Source organism: Paenibacillus sp. 2RAB27 (genome assembly GCF_052115445.1).
Lineage (GTDB): Bacteria > Bacillota > Bacilli > Paenibacillales > NBRC-103111 > Paenibacillus_E.
On the sequence record NZ_JBFRGR010000002.1, the window covers coordinates 406,233 to 426,607 of the forward strand.

General features: G+C 44.4%; 18 protein-coding genes and 1 pseudogene. 8 read left to right on the plus strand and 11 right to left on the minus strand.

From position 1 onward, the window contains the following. Nucleotides 1-125 precede the first annotated feature (125 nt). A complete protein-coding gene (locus tag AB4114_RS04410) occupies nucleotides 126-770 on the plus strand; it encodes a 50S ribosomal protein L25 (RefSeq protein WP_441987320.1) in 645 nt (214 codons plus the stop codon). A gap of 329 nt (nucleotides 771-1,099) precedes the next feature. Here AB4114_RS04410 and AB4114_RS04415 read toward each other — a convergent pair whose 3' ends face one another. From AB4114_RS04415 to AB4114_RS04430, 4 genes are all read right to left on the minus strand, one after another. Continuing rightward, entirely contained in the window at nucleotides 1,100-1,462 is a 363-nt protein-coding gene (locus tag AB4114_RS04415; RefSeq protein ID WP_441987321.1) for a hypothetical protein, read from the minus strand. Between the two features lie 132 nt (nucleotides 1,463-1,594). Then, the gene (locus AB4114_RS04420; RefSeq protein ID WP_441987322.1) at nucleotides 1,595-2,065 is read right to left on the minus strand and encodes a His/Gly/Thr/Pro-type tRNA ligase C-terminal domain-containing protein; all 471 of its coding nucleotides are present in this window, start codon (nucleotides 2,063-2,065) and stop codon (nucleotides 1,595-1,597) included. Further along, nucleotides 2,004-2,330, minus strand: coding sequence for an ATP phosphoribosyltransferase regulatory subunit (locus tag AB4114_RS04425; protein WP_441987476.1), 327 nt, complete (start codon nucleotides 2,328-2,330; stop codon nucleotides 2,004-2,006). Before AB4114_RS04425 ends, AB4114_RS04420 begins: the two co-directional genes overlap by 62 nt. Continuing rightward, complete coding sequence (locus AB4114_RS04430) at nucleotides 2,327-3,226, minus strand: PhzF family phenazine biosynthesis protein (protein WP_441987323.1); 900 nt, start codon at nucleotides 3,224-3,226, stop codon at nucleotides 2,327-2,329. The genes AB4114_RS04425 and AB4114_RS04430 overlap by 4 nt, the downstream gene beginning before the upstream one ends. A 321-nt stretch (nucleotides 3,227-3,547) precedes the next feature. Between AB4114_RS04430 and AB4114_RS04435 the strand changes: the two genes are divergently transcribed. Then, nucleotides 3,548-3,967 carry a VOC family protein gene (locus AB4114_RS04435; RefSeq protein ID WP_441987324.1) on the plus strand — a complete coding sequence of 140 codons (420 nt, stop codon included), beginning with the start codon at nucleotides 3,548-3,550 and terminating at the stop codon, nucleotides 3,965-3,967. Between the two features lie 79 nt (nucleotides 3,968-4,046). Here the strand turns inward: AB4114_RS04435 and AB4114_RS04440 are convergent. Both AB4114_RS04440 and AB4114_RS04445 read right to left on the minus strand, forming a co-directional pair. After that, nucleotides 4,047-4,316, minus strand: a pseudogene (locus tag AB4114_RS04440) (SRPBCC domain-containing protein); the annotation flags it as partial. Nucleotides 4,317-4,381: 65 nt separating this feature from the next. Next, nucleotides 4,382-5,338, minus strand: coding sequence for a sigma-70 family RNA polymerase sigma factor (locus AB4114_RS04445; RefSeq protein WP_441987325.1), 957 nt, complete (start codon nucleotides 5,336-5,338; stop codon nucleotides 4,382-4,384). A gap of 377 nt (nucleotides 5,339-5,715) precedes the next feature. On the opposite strand from AB4114_RS04445, the gene tlp reads away from it, so the two are divergent. After that, nucleotides 5,716-5,937 (plus strand): small acid-soluble spore protein Tlp, encoded by a 222-nt coding sequence (gene tlp / locus AB4114_RS04450; RefSeq protein WP_236291939.1) that lies wholly within the window; start codon nucleotides 5,716-5,718, stop codon nucleotides 5,935-5,937. 417 nt (nucleotides 5,938-6,354) lie between these two features. Next, entirely contained in the window at nucleotides 6,355-6,552 is a 198-nt protein-coding gene (locus AB4114_RS04455) for a hypothetical protein (protein ID WP_441987326.1), read from the plus strand. Nucleotides 6,553-7,573: 1,021 nt separating this feature from the next. On the opposite strand, the gene AB4114_RS04460 is transcribed toward AB4114_RS04455, so the two are convergent. The 3 genes from AB4114_RS04460 to AB4114_RS04470 form a co-directional block, all read right to left on the minus strand. Then, nucleotides 7,574-9,121 (minus strand): DUF3502 domain-containing protein, encoded by a 1,548-nt coding sequence (locus tag AB4114_RS04460; protein ID WP_441987327.1) that lies wholly within the window; start codon nucleotides 9,119-9,121, stop codon nucleotides 7,574-7,576. 71 nt (nucleotides 9,122-9,192) lie between these two features. After that, nucleotides 9,193-10,101: a carbohydrate ABC transporter permease gene (locus AB4114_RS04465; RefSeq protein ID WP_441987328.1), complete on the minus strand. Its 909-nt coding sequence runs from the start codon at nucleotides 10,099-10,101 to the stop codon at nucleotides 9,193-9,195. Nucleotides 10,102-10,113: 12 nt separating this feature from the next. Then, a complete protein-coding gene (locus AB4114_RS04470; RefSeq protein WP_441987329.1) occupies nucleotides 10,114-11,016 on the minus strand; it encodes an ABC transporter permease in 903 nt (300 codons plus the stop codon). A 272-nt stretch (nucleotides 11,017-11,288) separates the two neighbouring features. Here AB4114_RS04470 and AB4114_RS04475 point away from each other — a divergent pair, with 272 nt between their 5' ends. After that, complete coding sequence (locus AB4114_RS04475) at nucleotides 11,289-12,140, plus strand: AraC family transcriptional regulator (RefSeq protein ID WP_441987330.1); 852 nt, start codon at nucleotides 11,289-11,291, stop codon at nucleotides 12,138-12,140. Between the two features lie 462 nt (nucleotides 12,141-12,602). On the opposite strand, the gene AB4114_RS04480 is transcribed toward AB4114_RS04475, so the two are convergent. Next, nucleotides 12,603-13,610, minus strand: coding sequence for an SGNH/GDSL hydrolase family protein (locus AB4114_RS04480; RefSeq protein WP_441987331.1), 1,008 nt, complete (start codon nucleotides 13,608-13,610; stop codon nucleotides 12,603-12,605). 357 nt (nucleotides 13,611-13,967) lie between these two features. On the opposite strand from AB4114_RS04480, the gene AB4114_RS04485 reads away from it, so the two are divergent. From AB4114_RS04485 to AB4114_RS04495, 3 genes are read left to right on the plus strand one after another with little or no spacing between them, the layout of a single operon-like run. Next, nucleotides 13,968-16,301, plus strand: a complete 2,334-nt coding sequence (locus AB4114_RS04485; RefSeq protein ID WP_441987332.1) for a glycoside hydrolase family 2 protein — start codon at nucleotides 13,968-13,970, stop codon at nucleotides 16,299-16,301. A gap of 13 nt (nucleotides 16,302-16,314) precedes the next feature. Next, complete coding sequence (locus tag AB4114_RS04490) at nucleotides 16,315-16,965, plus strand: D-sedoheptulose-7-phosphate isomerase (RefSeq protein ID WP_441987333.1); 651 nt, start codon at nucleotides 16,315-16,317, stop codon at nucleotides 16,963-16,965. Then, complete coding sequence (locus AB4114_RS04495; RefSeq protein WP_441987334.1) at nucleotides 16,962-17,930, plus strand: ROK family protein; 969 nt, start codon at nucleotides 16,962-16,964, stop codon at nucleotides 17,928-17,930. Before AB4114_RS04490 ends, AB4114_RS04495 begins: the two co-directional genes overlap by 4 nt. Before the next feature lie 23 nt (nucleotides 17,931-17,953). Here AB4114_RS04495 and AB4114_RS04500 read toward each other — a convergent pair whose 3' ends face one another. Then, entirely contained in the window at nucleotides 17,954-20,305 is a 2,352-nt protein-coding gene (locus AB4114_RS04500; RefSeq protein WP_441987335.1) for an AraC family transcriptional regulator, read from the minus strand. Between the last annotated feature and the right edge of the window lie 70 nt (nucleotides 20,306-20,375).

The following is a 20,375-nucleotide window of genomic DNA, read 5'->3' on the forward strand; positions in this document are numbered from 1 at the left end:
TACCCAACAGTTTATTTCGGGGATGGAACCTCGAAAGTTGGGGTATGTTATGAACTAGCTGTAAATCACCCGGTGTGAGCTATGGCTCCATTGGATACCGGGCCAAATTTTAGGGGGTTTTTCATATGGCTGTCTCTTTACAAGCGGAAGTCCGCGAAGAAGCAACAAAATCAGAAATTAAGCAAATGCGTTCAAAAGGGAAAATTCCCGCTGTCGTGTACGGCAAGAAAATGGCGACTACGGTCCTAAGCATCGATTTGAAAGAATTGCAGGTCGTTCTTCGGCAAAATCCTCATGCCATTATTGATTTGACTATCTCTGGCAGTACGAGAAGTCAACCTGTCATGATTAATGAAATCCAACGCAATCCGCTGAACCGCGAGTTGTCCCACATCGACTTCCATCAAATTAATATGGATGAGCCGATCAAAACGGTCGTTGCGCTGGAATTTATTGGTGATGCTGTGGGTGTGCATGATGGCGGGATTTTTCAAATTCAGATGCACAACATCGAGATTCGCTGCATGCCGAGCCAAGTTCCGACTTCCATTCAAGTGGAAGTATCTAGCTTGGGGCTAGGTGACAACCTGCATGTCAGTCAAATTGTAGTGCCCTCCGGCATTGAAATGAAATCGGACCCGAATGATATCGTCGTGACAATTCTGGTGCCTCAGAAGGAAACGGAGACACCAGTGGCTGCGAACAATGAGGAGCGTGTGGGTGAAGCGGAGACATCCAATGAGGCTGCGACAATAGGCCAGCCGAGCTAAACCAAGTTTGCCAACGTGCAAGGAAGCCCTACACCAACGCGTGAAGGCTTCTTTCTCTGTGTCTAAATATGTAAACGGTTAACACCGTTTTAATAGTATTGCTACTGATCTCTTCTATGCTACTAAAGAAATCATTTCATTACACATACTTAGCAATCTACTTCGATATGTGACTGTCCTTGTCTTCCCGTTATTTTTACGAGGCTGCCGATTAATGCTGGCAGCCTCGTCTAGGTTTTTGTAAGTGAGGTACAATTGTTAGATTTTCAATATTCTTAAGTTGTTCTTCTGCGTTCCAATTATCATTATGTTTATTAATAGGCAACATCCTAGAATACTCCAACTTGATATTCATCCTCGTATGCAAGAACTCCAGGAAGTTCTCTGGAAACAGATTTTATTATTTCTATTCGATGTTTCTCAGCAATTCCAAAGAAAGGTTCCAGATGAACTAGCATGGTTTCTGTTCTATCAACATCTTTAAACCAAGTTACAGCGTTAATTGAATTATTATCCTCATAATACGGTGGGTTAGGTAAATTTCGTTCAAACCAATCTTTGGTCTCGAGATATAGCTTGCTCTCCCATTCAGAAAGCTTTCCATCACGATATAGGTGATATATTACTACAAAGATTCCAAAAGGTTTTTTAGTTTTAGGACTATTATAATTACCATGAAATCTAATATACATTGTTACTCCGCACCACCCTTCTGAGTTTTCGATAGCTCGGTGTTGCATAAGCCCTTTAGCGTAATAGGGCTGCCAGTTTATCGGCAGTCACTACAATATTGTAATTAGTTTCCAATTATGAGCCATAGAGCTTTAGCCCACTGACGTAATAGTTGTGGAGATTAAGTCAATAACCTCCTGAATGCTCAGTACTAACTCCTTCTGCTCGTCCATGTCTTTCAACCGTAGTTTTCCAAGTTTCTCTTCATTTTTACCTATCAAAATCACATACCGAATTCCCTTAGATGAGGCGGTTGCTAGAGATTTCCTTAACTTTCGCCCACTCGTATCTGTCTTTGTACGAAAACCACTTGCTCGCAGTTTAGCTGCTGTTTTAGGCACTTCTGTTACAGTTTCCCCTATAGGAATGACAACGACTAAAGCACTTGAAATTTGAGCTGGGCGACTCTCAAGCATCGCCATGATTGATTCCATACCGAAAGAAATTCCTACTGTTGGATACTGAATATCATCTCTACCGATTAGCTGTCCAATTATGGCATCATAACGACCACCACCGCCTAAGCTTGAAGAGAAAGAGACAGAAGTCATCAAAGATCTCATAGACCGCTCCTGTATAAAAAGATAACCCACGTGACAAGAAGGGATCAAACTTACATATTTGCTCTAATCCTAAGTCATGAATGATATTTTGAAGTGATTGGACTTCTAGTGCGCCAGGCTTATCTTGGATTCCATATTTTCTTGATACAATTTCAAACGATGAGTTGTCCAATTCAAGTAAATCCTGTATTGAGTTGGTTACTTGAGCATCTAGCCCCTTGCTAACAAGCTCTTTTATAACTCCGTCATTTCCAACTTTTTTTATTTTTGTCGAGTGTCAACATGAATTGATACCTCAAAGTCCTTAACATAAACAGCATTACCCATAATTTCTATGACATCTCCATTTGTTACTGTTACTCGGATTCTGCCATCCCTTCCGATTTCCTGACCTTGTTCAATTAAAAGGCTTAATGAAGTTTCAGACTCCTTTTTTATAAATCTTGCATAATAAGCTCCCATTACCCCAGAGGCAGTACCAGTAACTGGGTCCTCAATTGTACCAGAAAACGGTGATGAAAAATGACGAGCGTGCATATGCGCATTGGTATCGTATGTTTCTACACAAAAAGGATGGATAGATGCTTTAGGCATTTCCTTTAAAATATTCGGAAAAAGCTTGTTATTTGGCTTCATTCGTTTGAAAGCAGCAAGACTTTTAATTGGAATTAACAATGTCCACGTACCTGTGCTACCATACAAGGTTCGTAGTTCTGTCTCAATATCGCTCTCTTCAATTCCCATAGAAAGAGCCAATTCTTGATAAGAGCCATTAAATTCTAGAAATTGGGGAACAGCTTGCCTCATTGTTATGTAAAGTCCGTCGTTTGAATTAAGTCTAATCGGCAAAACCCCTGCTTTTGTTTCAATTGTAAAATCAGTTTTATCACCCAACAACCCTTTCGTTTTTAACGCATAAATAGTTGCCATTGTTGCGTGACCACAAAGATTTATTTCATGACCTGGAGTAAAAAAACGAATTCTTAAATCAGCATTATCAGATTTAAGTGGGAAAGCCGTTTCGTTAAACCCTACTTTTTCCGCCACTTCTCTCATTTGCTCTTCAGTAAGATTTTCGCCATCCAATACTACCCCCGCTGGGTTTCCCATGTTGGGAATATTACTGAATGCGTCGTAATGATAAACCTTTATTGTTTTCACAAGCACACCTCCAACGTTATTTCTATTATTCTACCAAAATTAGGATATAACGTAACGGTAATTTTAACTTGTTCAACATATCTGCCCGATAGCTTAATGAACCGAGCGTATTTCCTTTTTAGAGAGGTTCAAACTTTATCCCTGCACAATAAGAATAAGCAACCTTACGGGAATGGCGGGTATCCGAACTCAATACCAAGTTATTTTTCAAAATTTACGCTTCCGAATCCATGAGACCGATGAATTCCCGGATCGGCTGTCGTCTATATAAACGAAGGCATAAATGAACACAAACTAATTTGACGAAGAGGTGTTTTGAAAATGGCATTAACGTCCGCATTCACGAGCTTCAACCTACCTGTAAAAAACGTAGAACAATCGAAAGCGTTCTTCACCGGACTCGGATTCGAGCTCAACCCGCAATTCCCCGTGAACGAGAATTCGGTAGCCATCGTGATCGGCGACAACCTGCAGGTCATGCTGATCAATCAAGTATTCTTTAATACGCTCACGGAGAAGCAATCCGTCGATACGAGCAAGTATGCGCAGATGACGATCGCATTGGCCTTCGAGAGCCGGGAAAAGGTCGATGAAATCGTGAATACCGCGGTCTCCTTGGGCGGGAAATTGCACGCTGAACCTGAAGATCATGGGTCCATCATGTATCATTGGGGCTTCGTGGACTTGGACGGCCATCTGTGGGCCATTAACTACATGAACATGGATGCGGCACAAGGTTAAGGCTAACGGAGAGCACGCTCGTACTAGGGTTCAAAAAGAAAGACGCCGGGCATCTTCCCCGGCGTCTTCTTCGCGATGATTAGTTTTGTTCGGTATAGGCTTTGAAATTGTCCATGATCGCTTGCCAGCCTGCTTGCTGGAACTCGACGGGATTGGAGCTTTCCGCGTCGAACGTTTCAATGACCTTCGTCTCATTCCCTTGATCGACGAAAGCAATATCCACTCTTCTTCCGTCTTCCATGGTGTAGCCGATCGCCTCATGCCGATTCACGACATCGTAGACGCCGCCAAAGTCAAAGCCCATGCTGCCATCCTTCGCTTCCATCCGTGTCAGAAACTTGCCGCCGACACCTTTCTCATGATATTCGTCGTTTGGTTATTCTCAATGATATAGACGTAAGCAAATGACGAAATTCATTGGTCAATTCGCTCAGGCAGCCCAAATCGCGAAAATAATGGCGTATGAATGAAGTTTTGAACGTGCAGGATTTGATTTTCTTTGGTTTCGATGACGTGGATGCCCCAGGGTACCAGGCCAGAGCCCTCTTTGCCAGGCATATACTGGGCCAACGCCGGATAACCGCCATTCACCGTAATGGGCACAAATCGCGAACCTTCGCAATGCCAGCGAGTAAGCGAATAGAAAGCGGACAAATCTTCCTTGCCACGGATCCACATTTCGAAGGGCGGCATCGACATGCAGCCTTCCTCGTGGAACAACGCGACGAGCGCAGCAATATCGAATTGCTCGAAGGCCTCCACATACCGGGACAGCAGCTGCTGTTCCGGTTGAACGTCCATGCTGCTGAGCTCATCCGAGCGAAGCTGCGCCCGGTCCATCGTCTCTCGGGCTCTTTGCAAGGCGCTGTTCACCGCTGCCGGCGACATCGCCAACGTTTCCGCGATCCGCTTGGAGGACCATTCAAATACATCCTTCAAAATGAGTACCGCGCGCTGCCGCGGAGGCAAGGTCTGCAGGAGAGCGATGAAGCACAGTTGAAGGGTATCTCTGCGGACGAGCCGATCCTCCGGATTGCCCCCAAAGTCGGGAGACGGCCAGATCCAGGCAGAGTCCGGCAGCGTGTCGCGCGGCTCGACGATGGAGACGGCCGGGTCGAACAGGTCAACGGGAAGTGCGCGGCGTTTGGATTGTCTCAGCTTGTCCAAGCACAGGTTGGAGGCAATCCGATAGACCCAAGTTTTGAACGAGGAATCCTGTCTGAACGTGCTCCAGCTCTGCCAGACCCGAATACTCGTCTCCTGAACGGCATCGTCCGCATCGTCCATGGAGCCTAGCATTCGGTAACAGAACGAGGTTAAGCCCGGCTTCAAGCTTGCAAATAATGGTTCGTCAAATGCGGTCTCGTTCATCGCGGCCTCCCTTAACTATCTCCCCGAAGGGTGGTACCTTCATTATATGCAATGAAGCGGAAAGCCTCAATCCGAATAAATAGGCAGAATCTAGTACTCATGGATAAAAATTTAGCACGATCGTACTAATAATTCAATAACCAATAAATTCACCCTTGTCATTCCTCCCAATTGATAAAGATTTAGGTTTACCTTCCACGTAGAGGATTGCGCTTTAATGCGAGCAATGTGCAATATTAAGGTAATATGTCTAAATTTAATTACCTAGGCTTTCATCCTAGGCGTAGCCGTTTTTTTGTTTGAATGAATAATTTGATTGATCATTTGGAATCGTATAACAGGATGTTAATTTATCGCAACAAAGGGAGGGAACTACTATGGCTAAGCCAGACAATCGCGAAGATAACCCAGCCCGTATTCAGAATGCCATCGATAATACAATGGCCAATCTAAACGAAGCTGAGGAATACTTGGATGAACATGCGGATGAAATTTCTGCTGTAGACAAAGAGAGCATCGAATCCAAAAATGCTCGCCGCAAAGAGAGCATCAATGGATTTATCGCAGAGAAACAAGACGAATCCAACGCACAAGAATAACAGATTTCCCCACTTATTAAAAGCACCCTTTAGTCGAGATATCGGATAACCATTCAGGTTCAACCGAAGTCTGCTAAGGGGTGTTTTTCTATGCCGTTTCTTCGTTCTTCGTATTTATTGAACTCTCGTTCCTCGATAGTTCAGCCGCGAAATTATGTCGGTGAACGCTTCAGGAATGTTACAAGACGATTCCGATTCATAACATCCTCTCAATATTCAATGATTCTGCACACTACATAATCAAAAATTGTTGAATAGAGATTTCTATATTGTCATCACCCGAATTGTCATAATCCAAATTGTAAATGTGGGGACAAATGTAAATGTGCACCTGAAAAACAATGTGGATGCTGTTTTAAAACCCCTTACACTCGCCCAACAGGCATTTTTTTCCTTCCAGCAAAGAATACCTGACTAATGTCCAATCAATCACTATTTAACGAACATATTTTATACCGTAGTGACAAATCACCAGAGGGGAATGAGTACACATGGGAGCAGTTGGTTACGGTGGAAGTTGTGCAGGTTACGGTTCAAGCGCAGCAGCTATTTTGGTTCTTTTTATTCTTTTGGTTATCATCACATCAGCTTTTGTATGGTAATTCCTTAAACTAACACAAATAATAATGAGAAAAAACGGCCGCGAAATAAATTACGGACCGTTTTTTCTCGTTGTTTTTATCATAAAAAAGTCTCCCTTTATCGGAGGCTTAATATACAATCTAACTTTCACAGCGTCTCTCTTTTTTGTATCAAACAACCGTGCAGTAAGACGCTTGAAACAGGGCTCTCACGTGCTCCATCCAAATCATTCATCTGAAGGAAGCAGCAGCTCCTCACCTAAGCCAATCATTGGATTACCGGACAGGCGTTTTTAATGCCAAGATGCTGACCTTATACCAACATCACAAAAACGGTCTTATCGCGAAGTAGATGCGAATACAGACCGTTTTTTTCGTTTTATAAATGAGGGTGACGAATAAGTTGAGTGTGCTGGGTATCAATACCAATATATGGTCAAGTGGATGGTTTCGCACTAGGTTGATACCCATTTCGTGATTTAACCGTCAAGCCAGTTCGAGTGCGCTTTCTTCGATGCTTTGATAACTCTCCATTACCGTTCGGACTCAACGTTATCGTTACGCTAAAGAAAGAAAACGTCATGGCGTGGGCACCAGTAATGCTGGCGTCGGCCCCATTGAAAGATTTGGAGATTTGAGTTGGCGCCATAATTATTAATGATGCACCGTTGATTATGTTTCCTGAGTTAGTGACTACTTTTGAGGTACCGATTATAGATGGCATCTGAATCAACCCTTATCCTTATGATGTCCCTATTATATGTGAGCTTGATCTTTTTGCTTGGTTTAGTGTACATGTCCAGACCCATTTTAGAATTTCTCATTTGATAGCTTCTTTCATATTAGGCTGTATCCCGGAATACTGAAGCTTGCCATCGATCAAGTCCCACTCCGGATAGCCTTCCCACATCGCAACCCCATACATCGCTCATCCGTTGACTGGAAAGTCAAAATGAATGCGCATACAATAAATTCCCTTTCCTATTGGATTAGCTTTTATTAAAACAATGACCCTACTTTAAATTAGTAGAGTCATTGTTGTCACGAGTTTAACTTTATTTATTATCTGCCTTCCAAGCATCATATTGCTTCTGGATCTCAGCCATCACTTTGTCTATACCAGCTTCCACCAGCTTTTTCTTCGTGTCCTCGACGTACTTCGGATAATCCGGCATGGATCCCGTCGTAAAGATCGGATTCGCCTCTTTATTAACCGCATTGATTTGCGCAATCTCGGTCTTGACCGGCTCATTATTAAAGACAAATCCAAGCAGACCCGATGCCTTACCGTTGTCGTTTGTTTTTTTCATCGCTTCTAAGGCTTTCGTTGAATTCCAGTTGGAATCCCATTGATCCCAAAGCGGCCCAAGCCAGTTGTGCCAAATCGCCCATGTTTGTTCAGCACCGCTTTTAGCCTCGATCGTTGGGTTAGCATCTTTAACCGTACCCGATTTAACGATGTAATTTTTACCTTCAACGCCATAAGCAAGTGTATTTAATAAGTACTTGTCACTCCAAATATAATCGAGCAGCATCATCGCTCTCTCTGGATTCTTCGACGTTGCACTAATCGCTGTCGCTGCTGCTGTCATAGAGCCAGTTGAAATCGTTGGTTGTGAGCTAAATGTTTCAACCGTTGGGAATCCATACGTGCTCGTCGATTTCGACCCATCCTCGGTATAACCGCCTGAATCGCGCAACACGGCATATTTCCCGGATTTCGCTTCAGCCAAATAGTCCGTTTTGATCGCCGCATCTTTGGCAATATAGCCTTTCTTATAGAAATCATTCATAATTCGATAATTTTCATAATTCTGTGGAATATCAAGTGTTTTGACGAATTTACCATCCTTCTCGCTAAAAGATATTCCACCTACAACTGTTGTATAGTCGGGTAATCCTACGCCAGAGGTAGCTCCATTGGCCGTCGCAATAACTGGAATCATGTTCGGCTCATTTTCCTTAATTGTTTTTAAGAATGGCTCTAAATCACTAAGACTCTTGACGCTCTTATAATCAAATTTATACTTTTCAACTAAATCTTTTTTAAATACATACGCAGATGCCGGACTGTAAGGGGTCTGTGCAGGAATCGCCATAATTTTCCCTTTATACGTAACTGCTTTCCAAGCACGAGGATCTACTTTCTTCAAAATATTTTGACCATACTTCTGCAATAAGTCATCGAGGGGCATAAAGGCACCCTTTTGCACATTCGCATTTAAGTTATTGGAAGAATTGGAAGTAAATACAAGATCATAAGGCTCGCCAGCAGCTGATTTCAACTTGATTTTATCTTCCCAGCCCGCATTATCAATTAAATTAAAGTGTACATTGGCGTTCAATTTTTCCTTGATCAGTTTGTTCGCTGCCGCTTCAACCGCTTCCTGATCCTTCATATTGTCGATCGGTTTTGGCATGTACCAGCTAATATCCACATAATCTTTCGTCGGACTCGTGCTTGCTGCACTACTAGCTGCTGGACTAGCGCTTTCACTCGTTTTGTTATCCGTACTGCAGCCGCTAATCACAATCGTTGTTGCAAGCAAGACGGATGTTCCTGGTCCAAACCATTTTGACGCTTTTGTTTTTTGACCTTTCACGTGGATTGCCTCCCTTATATTGTCTTTATATAATTTACAGACGCAGCGCGTTTCTCCTGCACCTGAAACTATTAACCTTTGACAGAACCTACCGTTAACCCCTGAACAAAATACTTCTGAAACAGTGGGAAAACAAGCAGCATCGGTCCTGCAGCCAAAATACACATCGCCATGCGAGCAGTTAATGAAGGTACTTGCATACCTGGTTTCACAAGTCCATACTGAATGGCTTCACTGGAATTCAAATACTCCATATTTTTAAGAACACGAATAAGTAAATATTGCAGCTTCATTAAATTGTTCTGATCCATGTAGAGCAAGGTCAGCCACCAGTCATTCCAGTACTGGAGTGCAAAGAACAGACCTAAGGTCGCCAATGCCGGTTTGGATATTTGCAGAACAATTTGCGTAAATATTCGCAGCTCGCCTGCGCCGTCCATTTTAGCTGACTCGATGATGGCATCCGGTATGGTCTGCAAGAATCCTTTCATGAGGAGCACGAACCAACCGCTAATCAGATACGGCAAAATGAGTGCCAGGATATTGTTGCGGAGTCCCAACCATTTCACCATGAGAATATAAGAAGGAACCATCCCCCCATGAAAGAGCATCGTGAAGAAGATGAAAAAGGCAAGGAACGTACGGTAGGAATAATCTTTGCGCGAAATCGCATAAGCGTAGGTCGTGGTCACCCACATCCCAATCAAAGAACCGATGACCGTCGTACCGATCGTAACCAGATAAGAGTTCAGCAGAACTGTTGGCTCACGCAGAATCACCTTATACGCATCTAACGTAAAGTTCTTAGGGATCATGGAATACCCATATTTGATAATGTCATTTTCCGTTTGAAACGAGGTGCCGATAATGACAAGGAAAGGAAACACACACACGGCACACAACAAGATAAATAGGATATGAATCACTAATTTACCCGTTGTTAGTGTAGGTCGTAACCGAATGGCTTTTTGAGGATTCATAGTCGATGCTCCTTAGAAAAGTGAATTTTCAGGATTAATCCTTCTCACGATAGTATTGGTACACAAAACGAGGCAAAACCCGACGATCGATTGAAAAAATCCCGCTGCCGATGCCATCCCAATGTCCCCCATATCAATCAGAGAACGATAAACGAAAGTATCAATGACATCTGTTGTCTGATAGATCAAGGATGAATTCAACGTCACATTGTAGAACAAACCGAAATCACTGTAGCAGATACTTCCGATTTGAAGGATAACCAACATGGTAATCATGGGTTTGATCATTGGAACTGAGATCGAAAATGCTTGGCGAAACTTACTTGCTCCATCGATTTTCGCAGCATCATAATACTCAGCATCAATCCCCATCAGAGCAGCGTAATAGATGACAGATCCATATCCGAGTCCCTTCCAAACAGCAGCTGCCACCAAAATGTATGGCCAATACTGAGGTTCGCTGTACCAGAGGATGGGTGCTTTACCCACAGCAACCAAGATGCTATTGATAACACCGTGATCCATATCAAACAACGCCCTGAAGGCAAAGCCAGCAACCACCCAGGAAATAAAGTAAGGAATGAACAAAATCGTTTGATACACCTTTACAAATTTCCGACTCAGCTCAAATAACAATAAGGCAATGACGATGGAGAGAAACGTCCCCAAAATAATGAATACCATGTTGTACAGGAGAGTATTGCGCAGAACACGATAAAGTACATTGCCATTAAATAGGAATCCGAAATTGTCTAACCCTACCCAAGGGCTATTCCAAATCCCCAGATTGTACTTATAATTTTTAAAAGGAAGCAGCAATCCGTAAAGCGGCACATAATTAAAGAGCAAAATCAACAGGAAACCTGGCAGTGCCAGCAGGGTCACTCCGAAATTTTTCTTGAAAATTCTTACCATCCATCCAACACATCCTAGCTTTGTAATTTTGACTGTCATCTTGGTCGATATCCCAACTTTAGGTGATGCCCAAGGGAATGTATATTATGAACTAGGCACTTTCCTCTAAAAATGTGTAGGTAAGCTGCCTTTCCTTGAGGATAGAAAACTCCAATTCAAGTGAGTTCCTCTAACCTTCGTAGGCATAGAAAGGAAACTGCATTGTATCCTCCACCTTAGGAGAATGATACTGTATACTACACACATGGGAAGACATGGAGAGGAGCGTAAACATGCGAAAAGTAGTAGTGCCCTATCGCTATATGATCGATGAATTTCTTACTCCGTCTTTTCATTTCAGTATCTCCGAGTATGAAGTAAGTCGGTTTCACGATTTGCATGGCCATGAATTTTTTGAGATGGAGATTATTTTATCTGGAAAAGGCACACAAATTTTGAACGGAGAGTCCTCCCGACTCACCCCCGGCTCGGTTTATCTTTTAACCCCTGTCGATTTCCATACCATTACTCCTGATCCTGGTTTTCCTCTTCGTTTAATTAATTTGAAATTTACCGAGGAGTGGCTCGATGAGGAGTTGCGACTCTTGCTCTTTAGGCAGCCGAATCGCTTGTCCGTCCGCTGCGAGGGTGAACATTTGGCTGACATCGAAAAGGAATGCCGCCGATTATTGGCGGAAAGCATGACATCTCAAATCGGCAAAAAACAAGCGATCCGTGCCACATTGGACAGATTGCTTGTTGATCTGCTGCGTATGATTCCGAATGATCCCCAGAGTACCATAGAGACTTCGTCCAGCGATGTGTCTGAGCGAAGTAAGCTGCGCAAAGCCTTGAACTATATCGATTTCCATTTCCGCGAACCCATTACACTGAAACAAGCAGCCGCCCACACATCGTGGAGCCCGAACTATTTCAGCGAAAAGTTCAGTACCATCATCGGTCAATCCTTTCAACAATATGTCCAGGACCATAGGCTTCAATATGCCCATAGGTTGCTGCACAATTCCTCCTTACCCGTTACGGAAATAGCACTAGCATCCGGCTTTAATTCCTTGCCTTACTTCATCCGTTGTTTTAAAAGTAAATATGGGGTGTCTCCGCGTGCTGGTCGGCGGGTTCTGTGAAGGAGTCCAATGAAAAGAAAAACCTGAGGCTCTGACTCAGGTTTTTCTGCAGCGCATACTGTGCGCTAGCGCCCGTCGAACGACGGAGGTGCCTCCCTTGCGCACAATATTTGTGCGCTAGCGCCCGTCGGACGACGGAGGTACCTCCCTTGCGCACAGTATTTGTGCGCTAGCGCCCGTCGGACGACGGAGGTACCTCCCTTGCGCACAGTATTTGTGCGCTAGCGCCCGTCGAACGAGGGAGGTACCTCCCTTGCGCACAGTATTTGTGCGCTAGCGCCCGTCGAACGAGGGAGGTACCTTAGGTTTTATCTGGTGCCCGGAAATTTATACGCTAACATGGTAAAAAAAGGCTCTGACTCAGGTCCTTTGGTGTAATTCAAACTTTAGTGGCTTGAAGAGGGGTTGGGATGGAATCCTAACCTCTTTCTTTTCTACCTTATGACAAAAAAGCTTGATTTCTCAAGCTTTCAGCAGCGGGACAAAAGCTTGGAAATACAGCCAGTGCCCGTAATCATTCGGATGATTGATATTGTTCAGGAGCAGACTTCCCGGCGATTTGCCAGCTGCCAGTTCCTGCTCCCAAACCGCAGTGACGTCAGCTACGCCGACACCGTATTCCCGGCCCAGCCGGCGGATGATTTCCGCATACCTGCCAGTCAATCCACTGGAATACCACCATTTCGGATTCGGCAGGCAAGGCGTCACGAGCACAAGATCACTGCTGTCCAACTTCTTGACGGCCTCGATCATTTGACGGAGAATACTTTCAAAATCCGCCGGCGGAACGCCCACCCCATCCCCATATTTGTTCTGATCGTTCATGCCGAATCCGATGATCACGAGATCAGGGTCCAAAGCAATGACATCGCGCTGTATGCGATTCATTCCATCTTTGCTCGTTTCACCGCCGACTGATTTGTTCAACAGACGGATTTGGCTGCGCGGATAGTATGCAGTGAGAAATTGATGAACACGGTTGAAGTACATAAACTTTTCTTCACTCGCCTCCCCACCTGCACTAATGCTGTCACCAAAAACAACGATTGAGCTCTCCTCGCCGGTTTGCAATTTGGAAAGCCAGCGTTCCATCCCGGCTCGATTTCCGCTATCGTGGGCTACGAAACTGTCCGTAAACGGATCGTTCTCATACAGATAATCCCCATACACGGTAAATTCACGATTGCTGCAGTTTTTGAACGCTGCATGATCAAACACCGTTTGGCCGTATAATTCGTGACGGGACCAATCTGGGATTTGACTTTGCTTCGTCCGGCGAATGACACCGCGATCGTAATCGACGACATAGTCTATTCCCTCTCCGTAATTGATATTGCCCGGATGATCCTCATCCGCATGACTCCGCAATACCATACCCTGCTTGACTAAAGGGCGGTATCGAATAGACACGTTCTCTTCTTTTACAAAAATGAATGCTTCCGCAGTCTGTTTGCGGCTCTCTGGATTCATGGGCACACAACTCCTTCAATTGTAAAATCATATTCACCCGAGGTCAGCCTCATTTCAAATCCATTGGATGTCTTGTTACATTGGAAGCCATCAAATCTGGAATCTGGCGGTGAATCTCATAATGATTCGTAACCATGTGACGACCTCATTTCTCTCGATTACTTATACTGCCTTCCTACCTGCCACACAACTCCACTTTAGGTGATGATTTCGCGAAAGTACATTACACATTGGGCATTTTACTTCAAAATGAGTCATATCCGATAATCGTGCAAGTATTCTGAACATACGGCAAGTTTTATCCGAGCCTCCCTTTTACAATGGATCCATTGGCACTTAATTGAAGGAGGTTTTTAAATGACAAAAGAACTGTGCCTGGACGGTCAATGGAAGCTTGTTTATTTTCCGCAAGGAGAATGGCAGGTCCACCATCCAGATGAATTGAACAGCTTAGCTTTGCCTTGTATTAACGCTCAAGTACCAGGGAATGTCGAGCTCGACTTGGTAAGGAGCGGCCTGCTTCCTGAGCCCTTCTTGGGAACGAATATCAATGAACTCCGCCCTTACGAGCTCTATGAGTGGTGGTACAGCTTAACGTTCACCGCTCCGCCGACGATGGCGGGCAAGCGAACCGAACTGGTGTTTCAAGGGGTTGACTGCTGCGCAACCTACTGGTTGAACGGCGAAGAGCTTGGCTCCAGCGACAATATGTTCATTGAGGTGAGTCTCGAAACAACGAAGTCGCTCCTGCACGATGGTGAGAATACGCTATTTGTACGGTTGCGTTCGCCGATTATCGAGGCAGGGCAGCGCAGCACCGATGCGATTTGCTATGGACAGGTCACCAATAGCGAGCAGTTATTCGTACGGAAGACCGCTCATAGCTTCGGATGGGATATTATGCCCCGCGCAGTGTCTGCGGGCATTTGGCGATCCGTATCGTTGGTCGCATGTGAGGATCATGCCCTGACCGACCTTTATTTCTATACCCTATCTGTAGATAAAAATCTTTCAGCTGCACAAATCGGATTATTTTACCGAGTGGCCACAGATCCTGCTTATTTTTATCATGGATTGGAGATTCGGATAACAGGTAAATCAGGTACATCCGAGTTTCAGATGAGTAGGCCCGTCTTATTCAACGTCGGCTCCCTGACCGTATCCATCGAGAATCCCCTGCTCTGGTGGCCAAATGGATACGGGGAAGCTCATCTCTATGAGGTTACCACCGAACTGATTCATCAAGGACGTGTACTCGCTTCACGTACAGAGCGGATCGGCATTCGTCAAGTTCAATTGATTCGCACAGAAACAACCACGGTTGAAGCTGGCGGCGAATTTCTATTTAAAGTCAACCATACCCCGATCATGTGCAAAGGCTCAAATTGGGTGCCGATGGATGCGTTTCATAGCCGAGACGCCAGCCGCTACGAGAAGGCTCTCCAGCTGTTCACTGAAACAGGCAGCAATATCGTTCGTTGCTGGGGAGGCAATGTCTATGAGGATCATGCTTTTTTTGACTTCTGCGACCGTCATGGCTTGATGGTCTGGCAGGACTTTGCCATGGCCTGCGCTGTCTATCCACAGACGCCTGAGTTCAGCGAGTCCATGCGACTTGAAGCAAGCGCTGTTGTCCGCAAATTACGGAACCACGCTTCGCTTGTCCTATGGTGCGGGGATAATGAATGCGACGAGGCTTATGGGTGGTATGGGTTGTCTGATCCTAATGTGAATTCCATTACCCGTAACCTGCTTCCGCAAGTGATTCAGCTCTATGATCCTCACCGTGCTTATTTGCCAAGTTCTCCCTATCTGTCACCTGAGGTTATCCGATCAGGCAACATGAACCTAGCTCCTGAACGGCATCTTTGGGGGCCGCGGGATTATTATAAAAGTTCCTATTATAAGACGAGTAGTGACCATTTTATATCTGAAATTGGCTATCACGGCTGTCCGAATCTATCGTCAATTCAGAAGTTCATCGAACACGATCATCTATGGCCATTTAACAGTAAGGATGAGCAATGGGTCGCCCACGCAACGGCAGTTAGCGGCTATGAAGGACATAACGCGACACGGATCCAATTAATGGCGAATCAAATTAAAGAGCTGTTTGGGGCTATTCCTGAATCCATGGAAGACTTCTTACTTGCTTCGCAAATTTCCCAAGCTGAGGCCAAGAAGTTCTTCATCGAGACGACTCGGCTCAAAAAATGGCGGAAAACAGGGATCATTTGGTGGAATATGATTGACGGTTGGCCGCAATTCTCAGATGCCGTCGTTGATTATTACTATGGCAAGAAGTTGGCTTTTCATTACATCCAAAGAAGCCAAGTCCCTGTCTGCATCATGATCGATGAACCTGAGAATTGGCATGTGCGAGTAGCCGTAGGCAATGACTCCCGAGAATCCGCTGCTGGTTCATATCGCATTTGGGATGCCGATTCCAAAGAAACGCTTATGGAAGGTAGGTTCGAGGTGGAGTCGAACGGGACTTCCGAGCTTGGGAAAATCCCAATTTCCCATTCCAATCAGCAATTGTTTCTATTGGAATGGAACCTCAATGGACGAACCTATGGCAATCACTATCTGCTTGGCTTCCCGGCGTTTTCCTTGGAAACATATAAAGGCTGGTTGCCGCAAATTGCCGCTATTTCTAACGATTTCCGAGCCGATGAGATCGGTCGATAAGGAGGTTTTTTCGATGGAGAAATTGATACTCGAAAACTATATGCAACTACTCGTAGAGCGATACCCAGACTTGGAAGGTTGTACATCTGACATTATTGCAGCCTTCCAATTATGCACAGACGTTTTCCATTTATCTGGTAAAATGCTACTATGCGGCAATGGGGGAAGCGCCTCCGATTGTGATCATATTGCCGGTGAGCTGATGAAAGGCTTTCTATCCAGAAGGCCTGTCCCCTTATCATTCCGTGGTTCTTTAATCCAAGAATGGGATGAAAAAGAAGGGGACTATTTAGCAGATCATCTGCAGCAGGCGCTCCCCGCCATTTCACTTACCAATCACGCTGCCTTGATAACCGCGTATGCTAATGATGTAGAACCGGAGATGATTTTTGCCCAACAAGTGTATGGCTATGGGAAAAAGGGAGATGTCCTCCTAGCTCTCTCCACTTCCGGGAATTCCGCGAATGTCCTTCGAGCTGTCCAAACCGCGAGAGCGTTAGGAATGCGTACCATCGGATTAACCGGAAAACAGGGGGGCCGATTGAAGGAGTTATGCGACGTGACCATTAGGGTGCCTTGGGAGCGAACACCAGATATCCAGGAGCGTCACCTACCGATTTATCACATCCTATGTACGATGCTGGAAAGGGAGTTTTTCGGATGAGCATGATCCTTGCTGGCTTTGATATTGGAGGAACCAAGTGTGCCGTTACTGTCGGGCGACGGATGGATCATAATGAGATTACGCTACTTGGGAAAGTTCAATTTCCCACTCCCAAAGATCCGTATCAGACCATCACGAAGCTTATTTCAGTCTTAGAGCAATTATTGCTAGAACAAGGTGGTTCACTCGCAGCGATTGGCATCAGTTGCGGGGGGCCGCTTGACAGCAAAACAGGGGGCATCCTTTCACCACCGAATTTGCCAGGGTGGGATCACATTCCTATTACTTCGTTAATCAAGGAACACTTTGGTGTTCCCGTTGGCTTGCAGAATGATGCCAATGCCTGTGCGTTGGCAGAATGGCGCTGGGGTGCTGGCGTTGGAACCCGGAATATGATCTTCCTGACTTTCGGTACGGGTATGGGCGCTGGCCTTATTCTCGATGGCAAGCTATATACGGGGACCAATGATATGGCTGGTGAGATCGGTCATATGAGGCTTGAGCCTACAGGACCCATCGGTTATGGCAAAGCCGGTTCCTTCGAAGGCTTCTGCAGCGGAGGCGGCATCGCCCAATTGGGACGAATGAAAGCCGCGGAAGCTTTGGAGATTGGGCAGCCTCCGAGCTTTTGCCGATCCGAGTCGCAATTGGACTCGTTGACCGCTCAGCAGATCGCGGAGGCCGCGCAAGCAGGGGATCTTTTAGCCTTACAAGTATTTCGTACTGTAGGGGTACAGCTTGGAAGAGGGCTATCTGTCCTGGTGGACCTTCTAAACCCAGAGTTAATCGTCATTGGCAGCATGTATGCCAGGCAGCGCGATCTGCTTGAAGCTTTCGCACTTGAGGAACTTCAAAGGGAGGCGCTCCCTCATGCTCATCGTGTATGCCGCGTAGTCCCTGCCGGGTTAGGTGAACTTGTAGGCGATTACGCTAGTCTGTCCGTTGCCGAATATCAGGTGAAATGAACCTAGCCAATAGCTTTCATATTTTACTTTTGAATCAAATTCGTCATATTTCTCCGCAAGGCATATTCCTTCGGTGTGACCTTATATTTCTTTTTGAACAAACTGAAAAAATAAGTTTCATTCAAGATCCCGACCTTTTCAGCAATTTCATACACACTAAGGTCATCTTGGATAAGAAGGTCTGCCGCTCTGGCTAATCGAAACTCGTTGATAAAATCAGGAATCGATATCTGGGTAGCTTCCTTATATGTCTTGCTTAAATTTCTTGTCGATATTTTCATCATCGAAGCAATCGAAGTCAAGCTCAAGGTAGGGTCTTGATAATGGTTATGTATGTATTCCGTGACCGCATCCACCAAAAAGTAGTTTAGTTTATTGGCATTTCCCTCGAAATCTTTTTTGAACGAATCTTGCAGGGCACCGACTATGATCCGATGAATCTCGGCAATCGTCTCCTTCTCCAAAATATTGCGGCTGATCGAAGAGATGTGCAAAGATGGCGCAGCTGTCACTTTCATTTCTTCTAATGTCTCAATGACTGCATCCACAAGTCTTATGATGGAGACTAAAGCATTGTGATAGTTGAGCGTGCCCAGCTCTTCAAATATATTCCCCAAAACCTCTTCTATCGCTGCGGTGTTGCTCGATTTCATCGCTTCCACAAGCCATTCCTCATGATTTTTGGAATATCCCGTTTTTTTACTTTCCACATTTTTCTTAACCGTTTCGTATGTTATGACCGAGGAATGCCCTAGTAATAAGCGATACATCCCCTGATCGAGAGACTTATGATACATGCCATTCAATTCCTGCATATGACTCGTCTTTTCACTAATCGATGCCGTAAAGGAGATTTTAAAAAATCGGGAAACATTCTCTTGAGCTTCTTTGATAAGTGAATGGATATGTGATTGAAACTGATCATCTTCTTCCGGAATACTTACAATCAAGACGACATGATCGTCCTTCATATCCAGTCCTTCGTTCGGGTACTTTCTAGCCATAATTTCTGATGCAATATTGATCATAGCAAAGCGAATCGTGTCTTTATCCTTGGCATGGAACGCATGCTGGAATTCCTTATAGTTATCAATTTTCAATACACATATGGCATAGGAACCATCCAAAACTAAAGAAATCCTCATTTCTTTAAAAATGCTTTCCAATTCCGACCTGCCGATCGATAAACTTTCCGTGAGCAGTCTGCTTAACCAATAATGCTTCATGACATCTTTATATTGCATCTTTTCCTTATCATAATGATCGAGCATTTCCATGGATTGTCTGTAAACGGTGTTCAAATACGAGATCTCATCGACGACCTCGTCTTTGTCCGATCTCCGTATCCGATCCAACATAATCGAATTCACCAGTTTCCCCACGGGCCCATATATTTTCCGAGATATGCCAATAGAAATCACAATGGCCATGACAAGAAAAATGAGCGTGATGATGATAATACTATTTCTTAAGCTGTTGATATAGGTATAAATTTCAAGAACAGGCTGCGTTTTTAACAGCGTCATCCCCGTGTTGTCGACATTTGTGTACGTGACTAAATATTTCGTTCCGCTATGCTTGCTTTGAAAAAAACCATCTCGATCAGCCTGTGGATGTGCTGTTTTATACTCCAAAAAGTCAGTTTTCAGCCACTTCTTGATTGCAGGGTCATTGGTACTATCATCCAAGTACTCGCCAGCCTGGTCTAGAATAAATACGTTATCTCCCTTTTGTTTATCGATCATATTGATTTGATTAATATTCTCCAGCAACCACTCCGGCTTAACATTAATAACGACAACACCATCCGGCTTAGCCCCACTCACTGTCGTTTCGTATATGAAATAGGAGAATACATACTCAGACTCGGTTACCCCGTTTACTAGTTTTTTGATATCACGGAAAATCGGTTTCAACTTAGGCAGCGCTTGATCCGAATTAATAAAATCGAAGAGCATCTGATCTTTAAAAAATAAAGGAAAACCCGTGCTATAGGAATGATCCAAATTTCGATTATAAATGCCAATAGAGTGAATATAAGGAATAGCTGAAGTGACAGAGCTAACGACTTTAGACATGTGGCTTGACACTTCAATCATATCTTCCTTTTTCGCATACATGATAGCGGTTACATCGCTGTTCAAGTAAAGAAATTTCGATAAATTGGAAATCGTTTGATCCATAAAAGACATATTATACTTGACCTGATACAGTATTTTTTGATTGGCTGCATATTCATTTTTGACCAAAAGATTTTGCGAATTAATATAAATGACCGTTGAAAGTACAACAACAAGAATCAAAATAGCTATGCTAATCCAAAGAACCATTTTTATAAAATAGGCTTTAGCTCCTAAAAAAGCTTTTATGTTCATGCCTTTATATTCTCCTTTATTCGAAGTGAAAGCGACTGGCATGCACCAGTCCCACCGCGCAATCCAACGT